The 21,191-nt window shown below is 71.9% G+C and carries 19 protein-coding genes; 2 read left to right on the top strand and 17 right to left on the bottom strand.

Features of this window, described 5'->3' with window-relative positions; all coding sequences use genetic code 11:
• Positions 1 to 143 precede the first annotated feature (143 nt).
• The 10 genes from gatB to ACFW2G_RS17590 form a co-directional block, all read right to left on the bottom strand.
• A complete protein-coding gene (gene gatB, locus ACFW2G_RS17545) occupies positions 144 to 1,658 on the bottom strand; it encodes an Asp-tRNA(Asn)/Glu-tRNA(Gln) amidotransferase subunit GatB (protein ID WP_037928132.1) in 1,515 nt (504 codons plus the stop codon).
• A gap of 16 nt (positions 1,659 to 1,674) precedes the next feature.
• A complete protein-coding gene (locus tag ACFW2G_RS17550) occupies positions 1,675 to 1,920 on the bottom strand; it encodes a hypothetical protein (RefSeq protein ID WP_037928130.1) in 246 nt (81 codons plus the stop codon).
• Positions 1,917 to 3,410, bottom strand: a complete 1,494-nt coding sequence (gene gatA / locus ACFW2G_RS17555) for an Asp-tRNA(Asn)/Glu-tRNA(Gln) amidotransferase subunit GatA (RefSeq protein WP_384584951.1) — start codon at positions 3,408 to 3,410, stop codon at positions 1,917 to 1,919. Before gatA ends, ACFW2G_RS17550 begins: the two co-directional genes overlap by 4 nt.
• A 5-nt stretch (positions 3,411 to 3,415) precedes the next feature.
• A complete protein-coding gene (gene gatC / locus ACFW2G_RS17560) occupies positions 3,416 to 3,712 on the bottom strand; it encodes an Asp-tRNA(Asn)/Glu-tRNA(Gln) amidotransferase subunit GatC (RefSeq protein ID WP_030030671.1) in 297 nt (98 codons plus the stop codon).
• A gap of 224 nt (positions 3,713 to 3,936) precedes the next feature.
• Positions 3,937 to 6,117, bottom strand: coding sequence for a bifunctional diguanylate cyclase/phosphodiesterase (locus ACFW2G_RS17565; RefSeq protein WP_236647826.1), 2,181 nt, complete (start codon positions 6,115 to 6,117; stop codon positions 3,937 to 3,939).
• Between the two features lie 386 nt (positions 6,118 to 6,503).
• The gene (gene ligA, locus ACFW2G_RS17570; protein WP_384584948.1) at positions 6,504 to 8,705 is read right to left on the bottom strand and encodes an NAD-dependent DNA ligase LigA; all 2,202 of its coding nucleotides are present in this window, start codon (positions 8,703 to 8,705) and stop codon (positions 6,504 to 6,506) included.
• Between the two features lie 30 nt (positions 8,706 to 8,735).
• Positions 8,736 to 9,719, bottom strand: a complete 984-nt coding sequence (locus ACFW2G_RS17575) for a methionine synthase (RefSeq protein WP_037928119.1) — start codon at positions 9,717 to 9,719, stop codon at positions 8,736 to 8,738.
• Positions 9,716 to 10,405, bottom strand: a complete 690-nt coding sequence (locus ACFW2G_RS17580; protein WP_037928115.1) for an SDR family oxidoreductase — start codon at positions 10,403 to 10,405, stop codon at positions 9,716 to 9,718. The genes ACFW2G_RS17575 and ACFW2G_RS17580 overlap by 4 nt, the downstream gene beginning before the upstream one ends.
• 107 nt (positions 10,406 to 10,512) lie before the next feature.
• Positions 10,513 to 10,857, bottom strand: a complete 345-nt coding sequence (locus ACFW2G_RS17585; protein ID WP_384584945.1) for a DUF1330 domain-containing protein — start codon at positions 10,855 to 10,857, stop codon at positions 10,513 to 10,515.
• A gap of 94 nt (positions 10,858 to 10,951) precedes the next feature.
• A complete protein-coding gene (locus ACFW2G_RS17590; RefSeq protein ID WP_384584954.1) occupies positions 10,952 to 11,974 on the bottom strand; it encodes a GlxA family transcriptional regulator in 1,023 nt (340 codons plus the stop codon).
• 136 nt (positions 11,975 to 12,110) lie between these two features.
• Here ACFW2G_RS17590 and ACFW2G_RS17595 point away from each other — a divergent pair, with 136 nt between their 5' ends.
• Positions 12,111 to 13,034, top strand: a complete 924-nt coding sequence (locus ACFW2G_RS17595; protein WP_384584942.1) for an NADP-dependent oxidoreductase — start codon at positions 12,111 to 12,113, stop codon at positions 13,032 to 13,034.
• 9 nt (positions 13,035 to 13,043) lie between these two features.
• Here the strand turns inward: ACFW2G_RS17595 and mnmA are convergent, their stop codons facing one another.
• Complete coding sequence (gene mnmA / locus ACFW2G_RS17600) at positions 13,044 to 14,177, bottom strand: tRNA 2-thiouridine(34) synthase MnmA (protein WP_384445590.1); 1,134 nt, start codon at positions 14,175 to 14,177, stop codon at positions 13,044 to 13,046.
• 69 nt (positions 14,178 to 14,246) lie between these two features.
• On the opposite strand from mnmA, the gene ACFW2G_RS17605 reads away from it, so the two are divergent.
• On the top strand, positions 14,247 to 14,909 hold the full coding sequence (locus tag ACFW2G_RS17605) for an N-acetylmuramoyl-L-alanine amidase (protein WP_384445588.1): 663 nt from the start codon (positions 14,247 to 14,249) through the stop codon (positions 14,907 to 14,909).
• 12 nt (positions 14,910 to 14,921) lie between these two features.
• Here the strand turns inward: ACFW2G_RS17605 and ACFW2G_RS17610 are convergent, their stop codons facing one another.
• From ACFW2G_RS17610 to ACFW2G_RS17635, 6 genes are all read right to left on the bottom strand, one after another.
• Positions 14,922 to 16,085 carry a cysteine desulfurase family protein gene (locus ACFW2G_RS17610; protein WP_037928096.1) on the bottom strand — a complete coding sequence of 388 codons (1,164 nt, stop codon included), beginning with the start codon at positions 16,083 to 16,085 and terminating at the stop codon, positions 14,922 to 14,924.
• Positions 16,086 to 16,208: 123 nt separating this feature from the next.
• Positions 16,209 to 17,063, bottom strand: a complete 855-nt coding sequence (locus ACFW2G_RS17615; protein ID WP_037928093.1) for a thioesterase family protein — start codon at positions 17,061 to 17,063, stop codon at positions 16,209 to 16,211.
• Between the two features lie 46 nt (positions 17,064 to 17,109).
• Positions 17,110 to 17,766 carry a trimeric intracellular cation channel family protein gene (locus ACFW2G_RS17620; RefSeq protein ID WP_030826581.1) on the bottom strand — a complete coding sequence of 219 codons (657 nt, stop codon included), beginning with the start codon at positions 17,764 to 17,766 and terminating at the stop codon, positions 17,110 to 17,112.
• Between the two features lie 141 nt (positions 17,767 to 17,907).
• Positions 17,908 to 18,984 carry an ABC transporter ATP-binding protein gene (locus ACFW2G_RS17625; RefSeq protein WP_384445624.1) on the bottom strand — a complete coding sequence of 359 codons (1,077 nt, stop codon included), beginning with the start codon at positions 18,982 to 18,984 and terminating at the stop codon, positions 17,908 to 17,910.
• A 32-nt stretch (positions 18,985 to 19,016) separates the two neighbouring features.
• Positions 19,017 to 20,162, bottom strand: coding sequence for an ABC transporter ATP-binding protein (locus ACFW2G_RS17630; protein WP_052031258.1), 1,146 nt, complete (start codon positions 20,160 to 20,162; stop codon positions 19,017 to 19,019).
• Positions 20,159 to 21,166 (bottom strand): ABC transporter permease, encoded by a 1,008-nt coding sequence (locus ACFW2G_RS17635; protein ID WP_037928087.1) that lies wholly within the window; start codon positions 21,164 to 21,166, stop codon positions 20,159 to 20,161. Before ACFW2G_RS17635 ends, ACFW2G_RS17630 begins: the two co-directional genes overlap by 4 nt.
• Positions 21,167 to 21,191: the final 25 nt, after the last annotated feature.

Below are 21,191 nucleotides of genomic sequence, written 5' to 3' on the forward strand. Positions count from 1 at the left end.
GCAAGACGCTCGACTGGGATACCCCAGCCGAGCGTCTACGTGATCTACTCACCACCTGAAACCAAGTGGTGTTGCGACGACCCCTTGAACCCAAGCCTTCGGTGCGGGGCCCCGGGGCGTTCGGGCCGTCGGGCCCGAAGGGCTCAGCCCCCGGCGACGCCCAGGCGCTCCAGGATGAGCTCCTTGACGCGCGCCGCGTCGGCCTGGCCGCGGGTGGTCTTCATGACCGCGCCGACCAGGGCGCCGACCGCGGCGATCTTGCCCCCGCGGATCTTGTCGGCGATGGCCGCGTTGCCCGCGATCGCCTCGTCGACGGCCGCGCCGAGCGCGCCTTCGTCCGAGACGACCTTCAGGCCGCGCTTCTCGACGACCTCGTCCGGGGTGCCCTCGCCGGCGAGGACCCCCTCGATGACCTGACGGGCCAGCTTGTCGTTCAGGTCTCCGGCCGCGACCAGGGCCGCGACCCGGGCCACCTGCGCCGGGGTGATCGGCAGCTCGTCGACGACAACGCCCTGCTCGTTGGCGTTGCGGGCCAACTCGCCCATCCACCACTTGCGGGCGGCGGACGAGTCGGCGCCCTCCTCGATGGTGGCGACGATGGAGTCCACCGCGCCCGCGTTGAGGATCGACTGCATGTCGTGCTCGCTGACGCCCCACTCCTCACGGAGGCGATTGCGGCGCACGCGCGGCATCTCGGGCAGGCCGGCGCGCAGCTCTTCCACCCACGCGCGGGCGGGCGCCACGGGCACCAGGTCGGGCTCCGGGAAGTACCGGTAGTCCTCGGCGTTGTCCTTGATGCGGCCGGCCGTGGTGGAGCCGTCCTCCTCATGGAAGTGCCGGGTCTCCTGGACGATCGAGCCGCCGGAGGACAGCACGGCCGCGTGCCGCTGGATCTCGAAGCGCGCGGCGCGCTCGACGGAGCGCAGGGAGTTGACGTTCTTGGTCTCCGAGCGGGTGCCGAATTCCCGGGTCCCGTTGGGGCGCAGCGACAGGTTCACGTCGCAGCGCATCTGGCCCTTGTCCATGCGGGCCTCGGAGACGCCGAGCGCCTTGATGACCTCGCGCAGCTCGGCGACGTACGCCTTGGCAACCTCGGGGGCCCGCTCGCCCGCGCCCTCGATGGGCTTGGTGACGATCTCGATGAGCGGGATGCCGGCGCGGTTGTAGTCCAGCAGGGAGTGGGACGCGCCGTGGATGCGGCCGGTGGCACCGCCGACGTGCAGCGACTTGCCGGTGTCCTCCTCCATGTGGGCGCGCTCGATCTCCACGCGGAAGATCTCGCCGTCCTCCAGCTGGACGTCCAAGTAGCCGTTGAAGGCGATGGGCTCGTCGTACTGGGAGGTCTGGAAGTTCTTCGGCATGTCCGGATAGAAGTAGTTCTTCCGGGCGAAGCGGCACCACTCGGCGATCTCGCAGTTCAGCGCGAGGCCGATCTTGACTGCGGACTCGACGCCGATCGCGTTGACGACCGGGAGCGAGCCGGGCAGGCCGAGGCAGGTGGGGCAGGTCTGCGAGTTGGGCTCGCCGCCGAGCTCGGTCGAGCAGCCGCAGAACATCTTGGTCCTGGTGCCGAGCTCGACATGGACCTCAAGGCCCATGACGGGGTCGTACGACGCCAGGGCGTCCTCGTACGACAGCAGTTCGGTGAAGGTGGTCACGGTGAAACTTTCCCTCTCAGCCCAGCAGGACGTCGTCGTCGCCCAGGCGCTTGAGCTCCCGGTACAGGATCGCGAGGCCGGTGACGATGGCGGCGGCGGACACGGCGGCGTCGACCAGCTTCAGCATGTCGTTCTCGCTGCGGGCCTTCTTGACCTGCTTGATCACGCTGACGGCGCCGAAGGCCGTGGTGCCGATCGACAGGTAGGTGCCGGTCTTGGACTTCTTGAAGCCCTTGGCCTTGGACAGTGCACTGGTGCTCACAGCGACGGTGCCTCCTCGAGCAGCGGGTGACCCCAGCGTGCGACGAAGGCGGCCTCGACGGCGGCACCGACCCTGTAGAGCCGGTCGTCCTTCATCGCCGGGGCGATGATCTGGAGCCCGACCGGGAGACCGTCCTCCGGTGCCAGGCCGCAGGGCAGCGACATGGCGGAGTTGCCGGCCAGGTTGGTCGGGATGGTGCACAGGTCCGCGAGGTACATGGCGAGGGGGTCGTCGGTGCGCTCGCCGATCGGGAAGGCGGTGGTCGGGGTGGTCGGGGAGACGATCACGTCGACCTGCTCGAAGGACTTCTCGAAGTCCTGCGAGATCAGCGTGCGGACCTTCTGGGCGGAGCCGTAGTACGCGTCGTAGTAGCCGGAGCTGAGCGCGTACGTGCCGAGGATGATGCGGCGCTTGACCTCGTCGCCGAAGCCGGCCTCGCGGGTCAGGGCGGTGACGTCCTCGGCGGACTTGGTGCCGTCGTCCCCGACGCGCAGGCCGTAGCGCATGGCGTCGAAGCGGGCCAGGTTCGAGGAGCACTCGGACGGCGCGATCAGGTAGTACGCGGCCATCGCGAGGTCGAAGGACGGGCAGTCCAGCTCGACGATCTCGGCGCCGAGCTCCTTGAGGAGCTCCACCGACTCGTTGAAGCGCTGGACGACACCGGCCTGGTAGCCCTCTCCGGCGAACTGCTTGACCACACCGACGCGCAGGCCGGCGACGGAGCCGTTGCGGGCGGCCTCGACGACCGGCGGGACCGGGGCGTCGATGGAGGTGGAGTCGAGCGGGTCGTGGCCGGCGATCACCTCGTGCAGCAGGGCCGCGTCCAGGACCGTACGGGCGCAGGGCCCGCCCTGGTCGAGGGAGGAGGAGAAGGCGACCATGCCGTAGCGGGAGACACCGCCGTAGGTGGGCTTCACACCGACCGTGCCGGTGACGGCTGCGGGCTGGCGGATGGATCCGCCGGTGTCGGTGCCGATGGCGAGCGGGGCCTGGAAGGCGGCGAGGGCCGCGGCGGAGCCACCGCCGGAGCCGCCGGGGATGCGGGTGAGGTCCCACGGGTTGCCGGTGGGGCCATAGGCGCTGTTCTCGGTGGAGGACCCCATGGCGAACTCGTCCATGTTGGTCTTGCCGAGGATGACGACGTCGGCTTCCTTGAGCTTGCGCGTCAGGGTGGCGTCGTAGGGCGGGATCCAGCCTTCGAGGATCTTCGAACCGACGGTGGTGGGGACCCCGACGGTGGTGAAGATGTCCTTGAGGGCGAGCGGTACACCGGCCAGCGGGCCGAGCTTCTCGCCCGCCTCGCGCTTGGCGTCGACGGCGCGGGCCTGGGCCAGCGCGCCCTCGCGGTCCACGTACAGGAAGGCGTTGACCTTCTCGTCGGTGGCGTCGATGCGGGCCAGGTGGGCCTCGGTGACCTCGACGGCGGTGAGCTCGCCGGAGGCGATCTTCTCGGCGGTCTCGGCGGCCGTGAGCTTGATGATGTCGACCATGGCTGTTAGTCCTCCCCCAGGATCTGCGGCACCTTGAAACGCTGCTGCTCCTGGGCGGGAGCACCGGAGAGCGCCTGCTCGGGGGTGAGCGACGGACGGACCTCGTCCGCGCGCATGACGTTCGTCAGCGGCAGCGGGTGGGAGGTCGGCGGGACGTCTTGGTCGGCGACCTCGGAGACACGGGCGACCGCGCCGATGATGTCGTCGAGCTGTCCGGCGAAGTGATCCAGCTCGTTGCTGGACAGCTCAAGGCGCGCCAGCCGTGCGAGGTGGACGACCTCCTCGCGCGTAATGCCAGGCATGCAGCGATCCTCTGGGGGTGGGTGGATGTGTAGTTTCGGGCTCAATCCTAGGGGGCCCGGCGCCCGGCCTGCGAAACGGTTTGGCCGGGACGCCGCACGGGGCCCGCGCGGCGTCCCGGCCGAAGGCGGGCGGGGTCGGGTGCCGGCCCCGCCGGCGTGGGGGGCGCGGGGTCCTGGGGGCGCTCCGGCGGGCGCGCCGCCCGGCCGGCCGGGCCCGGGGGCGGTCAGACCGCGTCGGCCTCGGCGGCGGCCAGTTCCGCCGTGATGTCCGCCGGGCGTCGCCAGCCGCGCTCGCCCCGGGCCAGCAGCCAGGCGGTGGCTTCCTGCGGCGGCATCGCGGCGGCCACCAGCCATCCCTGTACGGCGTCGCAGCCCAGGTCTCGCAGCCGCTCCCAGGTCTCGTCGTCCTCGACGCCCTCTGCCACGACGAGCAGGCCGAGCGAGTGTGCGAGGTCGACGGTGCACCGGACGATCTCCGCGTCCTGCGTGTCGACGGCGAGCCGTCCCACGAAGGAACGGTCGATCTTCAGCTCGCTGACCGGCAGGCGGCGCAGGTGGACGAGGGAGGAGTAGCCGGTGCCGAAGTCGTCCAGGGACATCTTCACACCGTGCCCGGTGAGGCCGGCCATGGTGTCCGCCGCCCGCTGGGGGTCCTCCAGCAGGACGTGTTCCGTTATCTCCAGCTGCAGGCCGCTGGCCGGGACACCGTGGCGGGCCAGCCGCGCGGCCACCGCGCCGGCGAAGCCGGGCGTGTGGACGTCGCGCGGCGAAACGTTGACGGCGACCGGGACCTTCAGGCCCTGTGCACGCCAGCGTGCCACCTGGGCCAGGGCCGTCTCCAGGACGTACTCCGTCAGGTGCGGCATCAGCCCGGACGTCTCGGCGATCGCGATGAACTCGTCCGGGGGCACCCGGCCGCGTTCCGGGTGGACCCAGCGCACTAGCGCTTCGAGTCCGGCGACCTGCCCGTCGAAGCGGACCTTCGGCTGGTAGTGGAGTTCCACTTCGCCCGCGTCGAGGGCCCTTCGGAGGTCGCCGAGGAGACCCAGCCGGTCGGGGGTGTTGCTGTCGCGCTTGGATTCGTACACTTCCACGCCCGTGCGGTCCCGCTTGGCCTGGTACATCGCCACGTCCGCGCGCCGCAGCAGGCCTTCCGCGTCCAGCGCGTGGTCGGGGAAGACGGCGAGGCCGGCGCTGGCCTCCAGGACGAGTGTGAGGCCGTCCAGGTCGAGCGGGGAGCTGAGTTCCGCGACCAGGTGGCGCGCGATGCGCTGGGCGCTGGTGGTGGAGTCCGCGACGGGGAGCAGGACGGCGAACTCGTCGCCGCCCAGGCGGGCGGCCTCGGCCTCCTCGGGCAGCGCCTGGCGCAGCCGGTCGGCGATCTGGAGGAGGAGCCGGTCGCCCGCCAGATGGCCCAGGGTGTCGTTGACCGCCCGGAAGCGGTCGAGGTCGATCAGCACGAGGGCGGCCCGGGTGCCCAGGCGCTCCGCCTCGTCGAGGGCCGACCAGGCCCGCTCCAGCAGCCACTGCCGGTTCGGCAGCCCGGTCAGCGGGTCCCGTAGCTGCTCCTCGGCGCGCGCCCGGGCGATCCAGAGGGTGGAGTCCAGCGCGATGAGCGGTACGGCGAACAGCGGCAGCAGGACCGGCTTGGTGACCGCCACCACGCAGATGAGGGGCGCGATGCCGAGCAGCGCGACCGCCACTAACGCCTGTCGGAGCAGGGCGGTCCGGGCGACGGTGGGCAGCCCGGCGCCGCGCGGGGCCAGGGCGATCCAGAGCAGGAACCGGGTGGCGAGCAGATAGGCGACGGCGACGAGGACGATCTCGGGCAGGGCGTCCAGCCCCCAGGTGGTGGGCGGCCAGGGGGCTTCGACGGTGGGCGCCTCGCCGAAGGCGGCGAGCACGAGGGCACCGGCGGCGATGCCGAGGATGTCGACGGAGCCGTGGAGCAGCCCCTGTCGCCAGCGGTGTCTGCGGGCGGCGCCGACCAGGGAGACCACCGCGAGCGAGACCAGTCCGGCGGGCACCCAGCCGTAGAGGATGAGCACGGCGAGGGTGAGCGCGGCGCCCGATCCGGTGCCGCCCCACCAGCGGTCCCGGCCGAGGGCGACGAGGTGGCCGACGATGATGCCGGTGAGGAGGGCCAGGGCCCAGCCGACCGGCCCGCCGGGGAACAGCGCATGACGGCCGATCAGGGCGGATGCGACGCCGGTGGTGAGCACCACGACCGCGAGACCCACGACGAGGAAGGGCAGCACGCCGCGCCGCCCCTGCCCGCCCTCACCGGTGTCGACCGGTCGGGTGTCCGGAGTCCTGGCCCGCAGGACGCCGAGCCTGCCCGCCCGCATGGGCGGGATCTCCCCGCCGAATTCAGGTGACGGGTCGGCGCTTTCGGTGGGTTTCATGCCCGTACCTCTCACAGCCGGCGATGCCGATGTCACGCGATGGCCCCCATGTCATGCCACCACGGCCGGAATCGCATCCCGCAGCCGTGTGCACGACTGGCGCACCCCTCAACAGTAGGACGCGGGAGGCTCCCAGGGGCAGCGGTCGGCAGTGGTTGCCCGAATGCGACCCAGCCATCCTCATCAGTACGGTATCCGCCGAACGGGTGAGTTTGGACCGGGGCCCCGCCGCCCGTCCGATGATCCGACAGGTCGCCGCCCCGCGACCAGCCTTGTACCGGCCGTTTACCACCGTCCGCCACGCCTGGCGTGCGCCCGTCCTCACGGCAACACGCCACGCATCCGTTCGCCTTCGCTACTCCCCCTCGGGGATCACCCGGTCGGTACTACTCCCCTTCGGACTCACCGTCCACGGGGAGCGCTGCTGCGCGTGCCGCGTCCGGACCCTGCTCCAGCAGCACGGCGAACCCGGCGTCGTCGAGGACGGGCAGCTTCAACTGGACTGCCTTGTCGTACTTCGAACCGGGGTTGTCGCCGACCACGACGAAGGAGGTCTTCTTCGAGACGGATCCGGTGACCTTGGCACCGCGGCTCTGGAGGGCCTCCTTGGCGCCGTCCCGCGTGTGGCTCTGCAAAGTACCGGTGACGACCACGGTCAGGCCCTCCAGCGGCCGGGGCCCCTCTTCCTCGGCGGAACCTTCCTCCTCCATCCGGACCCCGGCCTCACGCCACTTGCGCAGGATCTCCTGGTGCCAGTCGACCGCGAACCACTCCTTCAGCGAGGCGGCGATGATCGCGCCGACCCCGTCGGTGGCGGTGAGCTGCTCCTCGGTCGCCGCTTCGATGGCCGCGACGGACCGGAACTCACGGGCCAGCGCCTCGGCCGCGACCGGTCCGACGTGGCGGATGGACAGGCCGTTGATGATGCGGGCGAGCGGGCGCTCCTTGGCCGCGGCGATGTTCTCCAGCATCGCCAGGGCGTTCTTCTTCGGCTCGCCCTTCTGGTTGGCGAAGACCGTGACGATCTTCTCCTCGCCGGTCTTCGGGTCCCGCTTGGGCAGGCCGCTGTCCTGGTCCAGGACGTACGCCTTGATGGGCAGCAGCTGCTCGACGGTCAGGGCGAAGAGGTCTCCCTCGTCGAGCAGGGGCGGCTGCGCCGGCTCCAGCGGGCCGGTCAGGGCGGCGGCGGCGACCATGCCGAAGTTCTCGATGTCCAGGGACTGCCGGCCGGCCAGGTAGAAGAGCCGCTCGCGCAGCTGGGCGGGGCAGGTCTGGGCATTGGGGCACCGGACGTCGATGTCCCCCTCCTTCATGGGGCGCAGCGCCGTCCCGCACGCGGGGCATTCGGTGGGCATCTCGAACTCCCGCTCGGTGCCGTCGCGCAGGTCGACCACCGGGCCGAGGATCTCGGGGATCACGTCACCGGCCTTGCGCAGGACCACGGTGTCACCGATGAGCACGCCCTTGGCCCTGACGACCTCCTGGTTGTGCAGGGTCGCGAACTCGACCTCGGAGCCCGCCACCGTCACCGGCTCCACCTGCGCGTAGGGCGTCACGCGCCCCGTACGCCCGACACCGACCTTGATGTCGATCAGCTTGGTGTTGACCTCTTCGGGGGCGTACTTCCAGGCGATGGCCCAGCGCGGGGCGCGGGCGGTGGAGCCGAGCCGGCCCTGGAGGGCGATCTCGTCGAGCTTGACGACCACGCCGTCGATCTCGTGCTCCACCGAGTGCCGGTTCTCACCGAACTCCGCGATGAAATCCCGGACCTCGGCGAGGGAGGACACCACCTTGTTGTGCCGGGCGGTGGGCAGGCCCCACTCGCGCAGCAGCTCGTACGCCTGGGACTGACGCTCGATCGCGAAACCCTCGCGGGCGCCGATGCCGTGGACGACCATGTGCAGCGGGCGGGTCGCCGTGACCTTCGGGTCCTTCTGGCGCAGGGAACCGGCCGCGGCGTTGCGCGGGTTGGCGAAGGGCTTGCCCTCCGCCGCGACGAGTCTGGCGTTGAGCTCCTCGAACTTCTCCATCGGGAAGTAGACCTCGCCACGGATCTCGACGAGCGTCGGGATCCGCTCGCCCGAGAGGCGGTCCGGGATCTCGGCGATGGTGCGGACGTTGGGCGTGATGTCCTCACCGGTGCGGCCGTCGCCGCGGGTGGCCGCCCGGGTGAGCCGGCCGTGCTCGTAGGTGAGGTTGACGGCGAGGCCGTCCACCTTCAACTCGCACAGGTAGTGGTAGGCGGAGCTGCCGGTGTCCCGGGCCACCCGATCGGCCCAGGCGGCCAGTTCCTCGTCGTCGAAGGCGTTGTCGAGGGAGAGCATGCGCTCGCGGTGCTCGACGGAGGCGAAGTCCGTCTCGTACGCCCCGGCCACCTTCTGGGTGGGCGAGTCGGGCGTGCGCAGCTCCGGGAACTCCTCCTCCAGCGCCTCCAGCGAACGCAGCAGCCGGTCGAACTCGGCGTCGCTGACGACCGGCTGGTCGTTCACGTAGTACCGGAAGCGGTGCTCCTCGACCTGCTCGGCCAGCAGCTGGTGCTGTTCACGCACCGCCGCCGGTACTGCCGTGTCCTGCTGTTCGGCTGCCATGCCGTGTCCTCCCGTGGCCCGTCTCGACCGTCACTCAGGGTTGTCGGCGAGCGACCTCGCCGCCCTGGCGCAATGTGCCTGCACCGCACGGGCGTAGGCGGGCGAGGCGCCCGCCAGACCGCACGAGGGGGTGACCACGACGGACTCCGCCAGAGTCCCCGGGGCCAGCCCCAGCCTGCGCCAGAGCTTCCTGACACCCATGACGCTACCGCCCGGGTCGGACAACGGGCCGTCGGTGCCCGCCACCACTCCGACGAAGAGCTTCGTACCGCCTTCGACGGCCTCCCCGACGGCGTCGTCCTCGCGCTCCGTGAGCAGGGAGAAATCGAACGACACTCCCGTGGCGCCGGCCCGGCGCAGCAAGCCGAAGGGAACTTCGGGTGCGCAGGAGTGGACGATCACGTCGCCGTCGTGGACGGCGAACAGATCGCGCAGGACGCCCTCGACGACCTGCCGGTCCACGGCGCGGTAGGTGCGGTAGCCGCTCGCGGAGCGGACGCGGCCGCGCAGCACGGCCGTCAGGGACGGCTCGTCGAGCTGCAGCACGACGTCGGCGCCGGGGATCCGCCTGCGCACATCGGCCAGGTGCTCGCGCAGCCCCTCGGCGAGCGATCCGGCCAGGTCGCGGCAGGCTCCCGCGTCCTGCAGCATCGCCTCGCCGCCGTGCAGCTCCAGGCCGGCGGCCAGCGTCCACGGCCCGACCGCCTGGATCTTCAGCTTGCCGGTGTAACCCTGGGTGAACTCCTCCAAAGCGTCCAGGTCCTCGCCCAGCCAGGACCTGGCCCGGCGGGTGTCGCGCCCGGGCCGGTCGCTGATCCGCCAGCCGCTGGGCTCCACGTGCGCGTACAGGTCGACGAGCAGCCCGGTCGTGCGGCCGATCATGTCGGCGCCGGGGCCGCGGGCGGGCAGTTCGGGAAGGTACGGGAAGTCCTCGAAGGATCCGGTCGCGGTCTTGGCGGCCTCGCGGGCGTCGCCGCCGGGCAGCGAACCGACTCCGGTCGCGCCGGCGCTCATCGGCCCGGCCTCACGGACAGGTCGTTGACCTCGGCGTCGCGGGGCAGGTCGACGGCCATCAGGACTGTGGTCGCCACCGACTCGGGGTCGATCCAGGCGGCGGGGTCGTACTCCTTGCCCTCCTGGGAGTGCACCTTGGCCTGCATGGGGCTGGCGGTGCGGCCCGGGTAGACGGAGGTGACCCGGATGCCGTTGGCCCGCTCCTCGGCGCGCAGCGAGTCGGCGAGGGCCTTCAGGCCGTGCTTGGAGGCGGCGTACGCGCTCCAGTCGGCGTGGGCGTTGAGACCGGCGCCGGAGTTGACGAAGACGACGGTGGCCTTGGAGGCGCGCAGGGTCGGCAGCAGCAGCCGGGTCACCTCGGCGGGGGCGACCAGGTTCACGTTGAGCTGCTGGTGCCAGGTCTTGGGCCGCAGCTCCCCCACCGGGCCGAGGTCGACGATCCCGGCGATGTGCAGGAGCGAGTCGATGCGCTCGGGGATCGCCTGCTGGGAGAAGGCCCAGGAGAGCCGGTCCGGATCGGCGAGGTCGCCCACGAGGGCCCGGGAGCCGGGGTAGCGCTCGACGAGCTGCTTGCCGCGGGCGGCGTCGCGGGCCAGGAGGACGAGGTCGTCGCCGCGGGCGTGCAGACGGGTCGCGACGGCGGCGCCGATGCCGGAACCGGCACCGGTGATCAGGTGAGTAGCCATACCGCACATGCTCGCACCCCCGAGCCCGCGCGGGGCCCGAAGGTCGAGGTCAGGTGCCGGCGGCGGCTGCGCGGGCCCCGCGAGGACGAACGCGGCCCGGGCGACCGTCAGAGGCCGGCTTCGGCGCGCAGGGCCGCGGCCGTCTGCGAGGCGTCGTAGTCGACCGGGACGCCCTCGACCAGTACGGCTTCGCCGGCTATGTGCTTCGTACGCAGGGGGAGGATGGCCTGGTAGGCGTCGGAGGCGTACCAGGCGCGGGCCCGCTCGATGTCGGGGAAGCCGATGACGACGACGGTGCCGGGGAAGGGGCCCTCCAGGACCTCGACCTGCCTGCCGTGCACGAGGAAACGGCCGCCGTGGGGGTCCAGTGTCGACTGGATGGCCTCGATGTAGGTGAGGACGTCCTCGTTCATCGTCTCGGGGCGCAGGTGGGCGATGGCGTACGCGGTCATGGTCCGCTCCCTGGTCGGTGCCGAACGGTCCGCCGGTGCGGGCCGTTGGTCCGATCCTGGCCGCTCGCGGCCGCGGTGGCGATGACCTCCGGGGTCATGCCGGGGCAGCGGCGGGCTGGAAGGTGCGCCGGTAGGCGATCGGGGAGACGCCGAGGGACGCGCGCATGTGCTGGCGCAGGGAGTTCGCGGAGCCGAAGCCGGACCGGTGGGCGACGAGGTCGACCGGGAGGTCGCTGGACTCCAGCAGGTGCCGGGCCCTTTCGAGGCGTTGGGCGGTGAGCCACTGCACCGGGGTCATGCCGACCTCGTCGCGGAAGCGCCGGGTGAAGGTGCGCAGGCTCATCCGGGCGTGGGCGGCGAGCTCGCCGAGGCTGACCGGCTCGGCGAGGCGTTCCAGGGCCCAGGCCCGGGTGGCGGTGGTGGTGGCGACGGTGGGCTCGGGGACGGGCCGGTCGATGAACTGGGCCTGTCCGCCGTCGCGCCAGGGCGGTACGACGCACATGCGGGCGGCCCGGTTGGTGACGGTCACGCCGTGGTCACGGCGGATCAGGTACAGGCACAGGTCCACTCCGGCGGAGACGCCGGCCGAGGTCAGGACGTCGCCGTCGTCGACGAACAGGACGTCCTCGTCGAGGCGGACCCGGGGGTAGGCGCGGCGGAATTCCTCGGCGAGGTTCCAGTGCGTGGTGGCGGGGCGGTCGTCGAGGAGTCCGGCGGCGGCGAGCACGTAGGAGCCGGAGCAGATCGACACCAGGCGGGTGCCGGGGCGGATGCCGGCGATGGCCGCGGCGACGGCGGGCGGCAGCGGTCCGCCGCGGCCGAGCTCGGGCATGGCGTGGGTGGGCGGGACGATCACCGTGTCGGCGGCGGCGAGGGCCTCGGGCCCGGCGGCGGGCTGGAGGGTGAACCCGGAGTCGCTGGGGACCGGGGCGCCGTCGGCGGTGCAGACGACGACCTCGTACAAGGCCTCGCCGTCGTCGTCCACGGCGCTGCCGAAGACCCGGGAGGGGATGCCGAGCTCGAACGGCGGGAAGCCGGGGAGGGCCAGGACGGCGACCAGGTGGCGGCCGCCCGCTCCGCTTCCGCGACGGGCCGTGTCCTCGATGTGCTCCCGCATCTCACCCATGGCCAGATCCTGTCACACAGTGGCCAAACGGCCAACACCATGGGCGTTCCCCCTGTCCGAATCTGGGACGCGTCGCCGGGGAACGGCCCGGTAGCGGACGCGAACGAACGGAATGAGGCGGACTGAGATGCGCGCGATCGTCGTCGACAAGTGGGGCGGCCCGGAGAACCTGGTCGAGCGGGAAATCGAGCGGCCGGAGCCCGGTCTGGGCGAGGTCCTCGTCCGGGTCCACGCGGCAGGCGTCAACCCGGTCGACTGGAAGACCCGCGCGAGCGGCGCCCTGATCACCTGGGGCGAGACCCCGGTCGTGGGCTGGGACGTGTCCGGCACCGTCGAGGCCGTCGGCCCGGGCGTGACCCTGTACGCCCCGGGCGACGAGGTGTACGGCATGCCGCACTTCCCGCGCCAGGCGGGGGGCTACGCGCAGTACGTGGCGGCGCCGGCGCGGCACTTCGCCCGCAAGCCCGGCTCCCTCGACCACGTGCAGGCGGCGGCGCTGCCGCTGGCGGCGCTCACCGCGTGGCAGGCACTGGTGGACACCGCCGGCGTCACGGCCGGGCAGCGGGTGCTCGTGCACGCGGCGGCCGGCGGGGTCGGGCACCTGGCGGTGCAGATCGCCAAGGCCCGCGGCGCGTACGTGATCGGCACCGCCAGCGCGGCCAAGCACGAGGTGCTGCGCGGGCTGGGCGCCGACGAGCTGATCGACTACCGCTCGGTGGACTTCGCCGGGGCGGTCTCGGACGTCGACGTCGTGCTGGACGCGCTGGGCGGCGACACCGCCGAGCGCAGCCTGAAGGTCCTCAAGGCCGGCGGCCACCTGATCTCGCTGCCCGGCCCGGACTCCGTCCCGGCGGGCGCCGACGGGGTGAACGCGACCTGGGTGCTGGTCGACCCGGACCTGAAGGGCCTGGAGGCGATCGCAGACCTCGCGGACCGGGGCCTGCTGAAGCCGCTGATCGAGACGGTGCTCCCGCTGGAGCAGGCCGCGAAGGCCCACGAGATCGGCGAGCAGGGCCGCACCACCGGCAAGATCGTCCTGACGGTGGTCTGAGCCGGTCCGTCAGACGGCGGCCGCGGCCCGCGTCGTCGTCGCGATGGTGGCGGAGCCGACCACGCGGGTGCCGTCGTAGAGCACGATCGCCTGGCCGGGGGCCACGCCGCGGACGGGCTCGGCGAAGGAGACGCGCAACTCGCCGTCCACCACCTCTGCGAAGACCTCGGTCTCTCCGCCGTGGGCGCGCAGCTGGGCGGTGTAGGTGCCCGGGGCGGCCGCCTCGGCCCCGCACCAGCGGGGGCGGATCGCGGTGAGGGCGCTGACGTCGAGGGCCTCGACGGGTCCGACGGTGACGGTGTTGTTCACCGGGGAGATGTCGAGCACGTAGCGCGGCTTGCCGTCGGGGGCCGGGTGGCCGATCCGCAGGCCCTTGCGCTGGCCGATGGTGAAGCCGAAGGCGCCGTCGTGCGTGCCGACCTTCTCGCCGGTGGCCCCGTCGACGATGTCGCCCTCGGCCTTGCCGAGGCGGCCGGTGAGGAAGCCCTGGGTGTCTCCGTCGGCGATGAAGCAGATGTCGTGGCTGTCGGGCTTCTTCGCGACGGCCAGGCCGCGGGCCTCCGCCTCGGCGCGGATCTCTTCCTTGGTGGTGAGGGTGTCGCCGAGCGGGAAGAGGGCGTGGGCGAGCTGCTTGTCGTCGAGGACGCCGAGGACGTAGGACTGGTCCTTGGCCAGGTCGGAGGCGCGGTGCAGCTCGCGGGAGCCGTCCTCCTTCAGCACGACGGTGGCGTAGTGGCCGGTGCAGACGGCGTCGAAGCCGAGGGCGAGGGCCTTGTCGAGCAGCGCGGCGAACTTGATCTTCTCGTTGCAGCGCAGGCAGGGGTTCGGGGTGCGCCCGGCCTCGTACTCGGAGATGAAGTCCTCGACGACGTCCTCGCGGAAGCGCTCGGCGAGGTCCCAGACGTAGAAGGGGATACCGATGACGTCCGCGGCACGGCGGGCGTCGCGGGAGTCCTCGATGGTGCAGCAGCCACGGGCTCCGGTCCGGAAGGACTGCGGGTTCGCGGAGAGCGCGAGGTGGACGCCGGTCACGTCGTGCCCGGCTTCGACGGCGCGGGCGGCTGCGACGGCGGAGTCCACTCCGCCGGACATGGCGGCCAGGACGCGAAGGGGGCGGTCGGTGCGCGGCAGGTTCTCAGTCATAGCACCGTCCAGGGTACGGGGGAACCGAGCGGGGTCACAGCGCGTTATCGGCTACAGGGGGTGGATCACATGGCCGAGCAGGGGAACAAGAGATCGAAGTCGGGGCGGACGCGCCGGGCGGTGCTGCTCGGCGGGCTGGGCATCGTCGCCGCGGGGGCGGTCGCCGGCCGGGAGGAGATCCGCCGCGCGTGGTGGCTGCTGCCGGGAGTGGCCAAGCCGCGCAAGGAGGGCGAGATCGACCACGCGGGGGCGGGCTGGACGGCCGCCTCGCCGGCGAACTGGCGGATGGCCGACCGGCCCGACGACTACCGGGTGGACCGGATCGTCGTGCACGTCACACAGGGCGGCTTCCAGTCCTCGGTGGACGCCTTCAAGAATCCGTGGCACAAGGCTTCGGCGCACTACATAGTCCGGGGAGACGGGCATGTGGAGCAGATGGTGCGCGAGTTGGACGTGGCCTTCCACGCGGGCAACCGGTCGATGAACGAGCGCAGCGTCGGCATCGAGCACGTCGGTTTCGTGGACCGGCCGGAGGACTTCACGGACGCCCTGTACGCGGCTTCGGCCCGGCTGGCCGCCGACATCTGCCGCCGCTACGACTTCCCGGCGGACCGCAAGCACATCGTCGGGCACTCCGAGGTGCCCGGCGCCGATCACACGGATCCGGGCGGGCACTGGGACTGGGACCGCTACCTGCGCATGGTTCGGGAGGCCCTGGCCGCTCCGGCCTGAGCCTCCCCGCGATCAGCTGAGACCGGCCGTCCGGGCCCGCTCCACCGCGGGACCGATGGCCGCGGCCAGGGCGGCAACGTCCTCCTTGGTGGAGGTGTGGCCGAGGGAGAAACGCAGAGTGCCGCGGGCCAGCCGAGGATCGGTGCCGGCCGCCAGCAGGACATGGCTCGGCTGGGCCACGCCCGCGGTGCACGCCGATCCGGTGGAGCACTCGATGCCCTGGGCGTCGAGCAGGAGCAGCAGGGAGTCGCCCTCACAGCCGGGGAAGCTGAAGTGCGCGTTGGCCGGAAGCCGCTCGTCGGGGTCGCCTCCGAGGACGGCGTCGGGCACGGCCGCGAGGACCGCGGCCACCAGGTCGTCGCGCAGGGCGCCGACCTCGGCGGCGAACCGCTCCCGCCGCTCGGCGGCGACGACGGCGGCCACCGCGAAGGCGGCGATGGCGGGAACGTCGAGGGTGCCGGAGCGGACGTGCCGTTCCTGCCCGCCGCCGTGCAGGACGGGTACGGGACTCTGGTCGCGGCCGAGGAGCAGCGCTCCGATGCCGTAGGGGCCGCCGATCTTGTGACCGCTGACGGTCATGGCGGCGAGGCCGCTGTCGCCGAAGTGGACGTCGAGCTGCCCGAAGGCCTGGACGGCGTCGGAGTGCAGCGGGATGCCGGCCTCGCGGGCGGTGTCGGCCAGTTCACGGACCGGCATGACGGTGCCGATCTCGTTGTTGGCCCACATGACGGTGGCCAGGGCGATGTCGCCGGGGTTGCGCTCGACGGCTTCGCGGAAGGCGTCGGGGTGCACGCGCCCGTAGCGGTCCACGGGCAGGTAGTCGACCTCGGCGCCCTCGTGCTCGGCGAGCCAGTGCACGGCGTCGAGGACGGCGTGGTGCTCGACGGGGCTGGCGATGACCCGGGTGCGGGCGGGGTCGGCGTCGCGCCGGGCCCAGTAGAGGCCCTTGACGGCGAGGTTGTCGGCTTCCGTGCCGCCCGCGGTGAAGACCACCTCGCTGGGGCGTGCGCCGATCGCCTCGGCGAAGGCCTCGCGGGCCTCCTCGACGGTACGGCGGGCCCGGCGGCCGGCGGCGTGCAAGGACGAGGCGTTCCCCGTGGCGGCGAACTGCGCGGTCATCGCCGCGGCGGCCTCCGGCAGCATGGGGGTGGTGGCGGCGTGGTCGAGGTAGGCCATGATCCCCCGATTCTAGGGGCCCTCCTGCGGCCCTCCGCCCGGCGGGACCCGATCCGGCCGGGCCGCGGGGGCTCATGCCCGCCCCGCGACCTCCCGGCCGGGCGCCGCGCCGCGCGCCGGAGGTCACATGCGCAGGGCCCGTGCCAGCTGGCGGGACTGGGCGACCAGGTGGTCGGTGGAGTCCCAGACCTCGGCGTCCTCCTCCAGGAAGCCGCCGGCCAGGTTGCGGGTGGTGATGGAGATCCGCAGCGGGCCGGGGGCCGGGCGGCGGCGGATGTGCGTGGTGAGCTCCACGGTCGGGGTCCAGGCCACCAGGCCGAGGTCGAAGGCGGTCGGCGGCAGTGCGTCCACCGCGAGGAGCATGGACAGCGGGTCGGCGTCGCGGCCGTCGGCCAGCTCGAACCAGGCCCGCATCTCCCCCTTGCCGGAGGGGGCGCCGACGGCCCAGCCCGCCGTCGCCGGGTCGAGCCGGAGCCGGAGCCGGTCCACGATGGCGGAGCTGCCGGGGATCGGCGCGGGGCCGGCCTCGGGGCCGATGCAGTTCTCGTAGGAGGGCATGAGCGGCGGCTCGGCGACGGTCCGCACGTCGTCCGGCAGGGACGCGAGGTCGCCGTACGAGGCGAGGACGCGGATGCGCTCGACCTCGTTGCCGTGCTCGTCGTACTGGAAGAGCGAGGCCTGGCCGGTGGAGAGGGTACGGCCGACTCGGACGACCTCGGTGCGGATCACGGCCGGGCCGGGCACGGAGGACGTCAGGTAGTGCGCGGAGACCGTGAAGGGGTCCGGGTGCGGGAGGGCCGCCGACAGGGCCCGTCCGACCAGGGCCAGCAGGTAGCCGCCGTTGACAGCGGCGATGATCGTCCAGCCGGCGGAGAGCTCCGCGTCGTACACGCCGGGCTCGCCGGCGCGCTCGGTGATGGCGGTGTCGCGGTCGAACTCGCTGTCGCCGATGGATGCCTGGGCAGCTGCATATGACATGGAACGACGGTACACCTGCTTACTACTAAGCGGTAGCTTTCTGTTGCTACGGCTCTTCGGCCACCGAGGAGCGGCGGTTCCAGGCCAGCGGCGCCCGCCAGTGGTAGCGCATGGCGAGGAGCCTCAGGACGAAGGTGGTCACGATCGCCAGGCCGGTGGTGACGGCGTTGAGCGAGTCCAGGGCGATGGAGACGGCGACCATCGCGGCACCCACGGTGGCGGGCACGGCGTACATCTCGCGGTCGCGCAGCAGCGAGGGCACCTCGTTGACCAGCACGTCGCGCAGTACGCCGCCGCCGACGGCCGTAGCCAGGCCCAGCGCCGCGGACGCGGTCAGGCCGAGGCCGTACTCGTAGGCCTTGGTCGTGCCGGTCACACAGAACAGTGCGAGGCCGGCGGCGTCGAAGACGTTGATCGCCCGGTTGATCCGCTGAACCTCGGGGTGCAGGAAGAAGACGATCGCGGCGGCGATCAGCGGGGTGACGAAGAAGCTGAGCTCACCGAAGGCGGCCGGCGGGACGGCACCGATGACCAGGTCGCGGAAGAGGCCCCCGCCGAGGGCGGTGACGAGGGCGAGCACGGCGATGCCGAAGACGTCGAAATTCTTGCGGACGGCGAGCAGGGCACCCGCGGTGGCGAAGACGAAGATGCCGGCGAGGTCCAGCGCATGCTGGACCCCGGGCGGGAAGAGATCGTGGAGCACCGGGCCATTGTCGCCCCTCGGCTCCCGCCCGGGTGACGCGTCACCCCCGGCTCCCGCCCAGGTGGCGGGCCCCGCGGCGGCCGCTGTCCCCGGCGGCGCGCCGGCCGTGCCGGGGACAGCCCCCGGCACGGCCGGGGCGGCCTACTGCGAAGCCGTCGTCACCGCGTCCGCCGCACCCGGGAGGGGCGTGTCGCCCGGAGCCTGGTCGGGGGCGTTCTCCGGGTGATGGCAAGCCACCTGGTGCCCCGTCTTCAGCGCGAGCAGCGGCGGCTCCTGGGTGGCGCAGATCTGCGTCGCCTTCCAGCACCGCGTGTGGAAGCGGCAGCCGCTCGGCGGCGAGATCGGGGACGGCACGTCTCCCTTGAGCAGGATGCGCCCGCTCCTTGCGCCGCGCCGCCTCGGGTCCGGCACCGGCACGGCCGACATCAGGGCCGCCGTGTACGGGTGCATCGGCTCCCCGTACAGGGACGCGTTGTCGGCGAGCTCGACGATCTTGCCGAGGTACATCACCGCGATGCGGTCCGACACGTGGCGGATGACCGACAGGTCATGCGCGATGATCACATAGGTGAGGCCGAGCTCCTTTTGGAGGTCGTCCAGCAGGTTGACCACCTGGGCCTGGATCGAGACGTCGAGCGCCGAGACGGGCTCGTCCGCGACCACCAGCTTCGGCTTCAGCGCCAGGGCCCGCGCGATGCCGATGCGCTGGCGCTGGCCGCCCGAGAACTCGTGCGGGTAGCGGTTGTAGTGCTCGGGGTTGAGGCCGACGAGCGACAGCAGCCGCTGGACCTCCGCCTTGAGCCCGCCCTCCGGGACGACGTTCTGGAGCTTGAACGGGGCGCTGACGATGGTGCCCACCGTGTGGCGCGGGTTCAGCGAGCCATAGGGGTCCTGGAAGATCATCTGCACGTCGCGGCGCAGCGGGCGCATGCCCGCCACCCCGAGGTGCGTGATGTCCTTGCCCTCGAACTCGATCGTGCCGCCGCTCGGTTCGAGCAGCCGCGTGATCAGCCGGCCCATGGTCGACTTTCCGCAGCCGGACTCGCCGACGATGCCCAGGGTCTCCCCGCGCCGGACGTCGAAGTCGAGTCCGTCGACGGCCTTGACCGCGCCCACCTGGCGCCGGATCAGCCCCTTGGTGATCGGGAAGTGCTTCGCCAGGCCGGTGACCTTGAGCAGGACTTCGGGCGAGTCCGTGGCCTGCGCGGGAATGACCACCGCTTCCGGCTTCTTCGTGTCAGGCGTCTCGGTCACAGCTTCGGCGCAATCTCTTCGGTCCAGATCCGGGTCCGCTCGTCCTGCGGCATGTGGCAGGCGGACCAGTGGCGGCTGTCGTCCTGGGTGAGCTCGGGCCGGACCGTACGCGTCACGTTGCCCTTGGGCACGTCGGCGTACGGGCAGCGCGGGTTGAAGGCGCAGCCGTCGGGGATGTTGATGAGGCTGGGCGGGGAGCCCTTGACCGGGATGAGGCGCTCGCTCTGCTCGCGGTCGATGCGCGGCATCGAGCCCAGCAGGCCCCAGGTGTAGGGGTGGCGGGGCTCGTAGAACACCTTCTCGGCGGTGCCCCGCTCGACGCACCGGCCGCCGTACATCACGAGGATCTCGTCGGCCATCTCCGCGACGACGCCGAGGTCGTGCGTGATCATGATGACGGCGGAGCCGAACTCCTTCTGCAGATCGCGGATCAGGTCCAGGATCTGCGCCTGCACGGTGACGTCCAGCGCCGTGGTCGGCTCGTCCGCGATCAGCAGGTCAGGATTGTTGACCAGCGACATCGCGATCATCGCGCGCTGGCGCATACCGCCGGAGAACTGGTGCGGATAGTCGTCGACGCGCTTGCCGGGCTCGGGGATGCCCACCCGGTCGAGCATCTCCACGGCCCGCTTGCGCGCCGTCTTCTTGTCCACGTCGTTGTGGACGCGGTACGCCTCCACGATCTGGGAGCCGATCGTGTAGTAGGGGTGCAGCGCGCTCAGCGGGTCCTGGAAGATCATCGCCATGTCGCGGCCCCGCAGCCTGCGCACCTCCTCGGGATCGGCCGTCAGCAGTTCCCTGCCCCCGAGCCAGATCTCGCCCGACATCTCGACGCTGGAGCGGTCGGCGTTGCCCGCCCGGTGCAGGCCCATGACGGCCAGCGAGGTGACCGACTTGCCGGAGCCGGACTCGCCCACGATGCCGAGGGTCTGTCCCTTCTCCAGCTGGAAGGAGAGCCCGTCCACCGATTTGACGACTCCGTCGTCGGTGGGGAAGTGCACCTTGAGGTCGCGGACGTCGAGGAAGGCCTCGGCGGGACGGCCTGCGACCGGATCCGCCGAGAGGGCCGTGCCGGTGGAGGCGGCGTCCGCGGTACGGGCGTCGGCGCTGACGCCCTTCCCCTTCTGAGTCGGGTCGGTCACGACAGCCTCACCCTCGGGTCGATGATGGCGTAGACGAGGTCGACCACCAGGTTGCAGAACACGATGAAGAAGGCGGCGAACAGGGTCACGCCGAGGATCTTCGGCAGGTCGTTGACCGCGATCGCCTGGTAGGCGTACTCGCCGACGCCGTGGTAGGAGAAGACCGTCTCGGTGACGATCGCGCCGCCGAGGAGCAGCCCGAAGTCCATGCCGAAGATGGTCACGATCGGGGTCAGCGCGGAGCGCAGTCCGTGGCGGGTGACGACCACCCGCTCGCGCAGGCCCTTGGCCCGGGCGGTGCGGATGTAGTCCTCGCTCATGGTCTCCAGCATTCCGGCCCGGGTGAGCCGTGCGTAGAGCGCGGAGTAGAGGAAGGCCAGCGTGCACCAGGGCAGGACCAGTCCCTGGACCCAGGCGGCCGGGTCGTCGGAGAAGTCCACGTAGACGTTGGTGAACACCGGCCAGTTGAAGACGAAGACGGCCAGCGCGAGGGTGCCGGTGAAGAACATCGGCAGGGAGACGCCGGCGAGGGCCACGCCCATCGCGAGCCGGTCGAAGAGCGAGCCGGGCCGCAGGGCCGACACCACGCCCGTGGTGACACCGGTGACCAGCCAGATGGCGGCCGCCCCCAGGGTGAGGGAGGCGGTGACGGGCAACCGGCTCACGATGTCGGGCCAGACCTCGACGTGGTCCTTGAAGGAGTAGCCCAGGCAGGGGGCGTTGCACTGCGAGGGGCTGGGGCCGTAGTTGAACTCGCGGCCCGCGAAGATGCCCCTCAGGAACTCCCAGTACTGCGCGTACAGGGGTTGGTCGAAGCCGAGGTTCTTCTTGACCGCGGCGATGGACTCGGGCGAGGGGTTCTTGCCCACGTACTGCGTGGCCAGCGAGTCGGCCGTGCCGCCGGCCAGCCGGGGCAGCAGGAAGAAGATCGCGAAGGTGATCGCGCTGACAACGAGCAGCAGGAACACCGCGGCGAACAGCCGCCGGACGATGTACACAAACACGGGGGTCGGCTTCGGCGTCCGCCGG

This window comes from Streptomyces sp. NPDC058880 (assembly GCF_042742535.1).
Taxonomy (GTDB): Bacteria; Actinomycetota; Actinomycetes; order Streptomycetales; family Streptomycetaceae; genus Streptomyces.

What these genes read in the sequence shown, in the direction of transcription:
- ACFW2G_RS17585 (WP_384584945.1), bottom strand. Translation starts at nt 10,857, where the DNA reads ATGACCGCGTACGCCATCGCCCACCTGCGCCCCGAGACGATGAACGAG.
- ACFW2G_RS17590 (WP_384584954.1), bottom strand. Translation starts at nt 11,974, where the DNA reads ATGCGGGAGCACATCGAGGACACGGCCCGTCGCGGAAGCGGAGCGGGC.
- ACFW2G_RS17615 (WP_037928093.1), bottom strand. Translation starts at nt 17,063, where the DNA reads ATGTCATATGCAGCTGCCCAGGCATCCATCGGCGACAGCGAGTTCGAC.
- ligA (WP_384584948.1), bottom strand. Translation starts at nt 8,705, where the DNA reads ATGGCAGCCGAACAGCAGGACACGGCAGTACCGGCGGCGGTGCGTGAA.
- ACFW2G_RS17575 (WP_037928119.1), bottom strand. Translation starts at nt 9,719, where the DNA reads ATGAGCGCCGGCGCGACCGGAGTCGGTTCGCTGCCCGGCGGCGACGCC.
- ACFW2G_RS17605 (WP_384445588.1), top strand. Translation starts at nt 14,247, where the DNA reads ATGGCCGAGCAGGGGAACAAGAGATCGAAGTCGGGGCGGACGCGCCGG.
- ACFW2G_RS17565 (WP_236647826.1), bottom strand. Translation starts at nt 6,117, where the DNA reads ATGAAACCCACCGAAAGCGCCGACCCGTCACCTGAATTCGGCGGGGAG.
- gatA (WP_384584951.1), bottom strand. Translation starts at nt 3,410, where the DNA reads ATGGTCGACATCATCAAGCTCACGGCCGCCGAGACCGCCGAGAAGATC.
- ACFW2G_RS17610 (WP_037928096.1), bottom strand. Translation starts at nt 16,085, where the DNA reads ATGGCCTACCTCGACCACGCCGCCACCACCCCCATGCTGCCGGAGGCC.
- ACFW2G_RS17580 (WP_037928115.1), bottom strand. Translation starts at nt 10,405, where the DNA reads ATGGCTACTCACCTGATCACCGGTGCCGGTTCCGGCATCGGCGCCGCC.
- ACFW2G_RS17595 (WP_384584942.1), top strand. Translation starts at nt 12,111, where the DNA reads ATGCGCGCGATCGTCGTCGACAAGTGGGGCGGCCCGGAGAACCTGGTC.
- gatC (WP_030030671.1), bottom strand. Translation starts at nt 3,712, where the DNA reads ATGCCTGGCATTACGCGCGAGGAGGTCGTCCACCTCGCACGGCTGGCG.
- mnmA (WP_384445590.1), bottom strand. Translation starts at nt 14,177, where the DNA reads ATGACTGAGAACCTGCCGCGCACCGACCGCCCCCTTCGCGTCCTGGCC.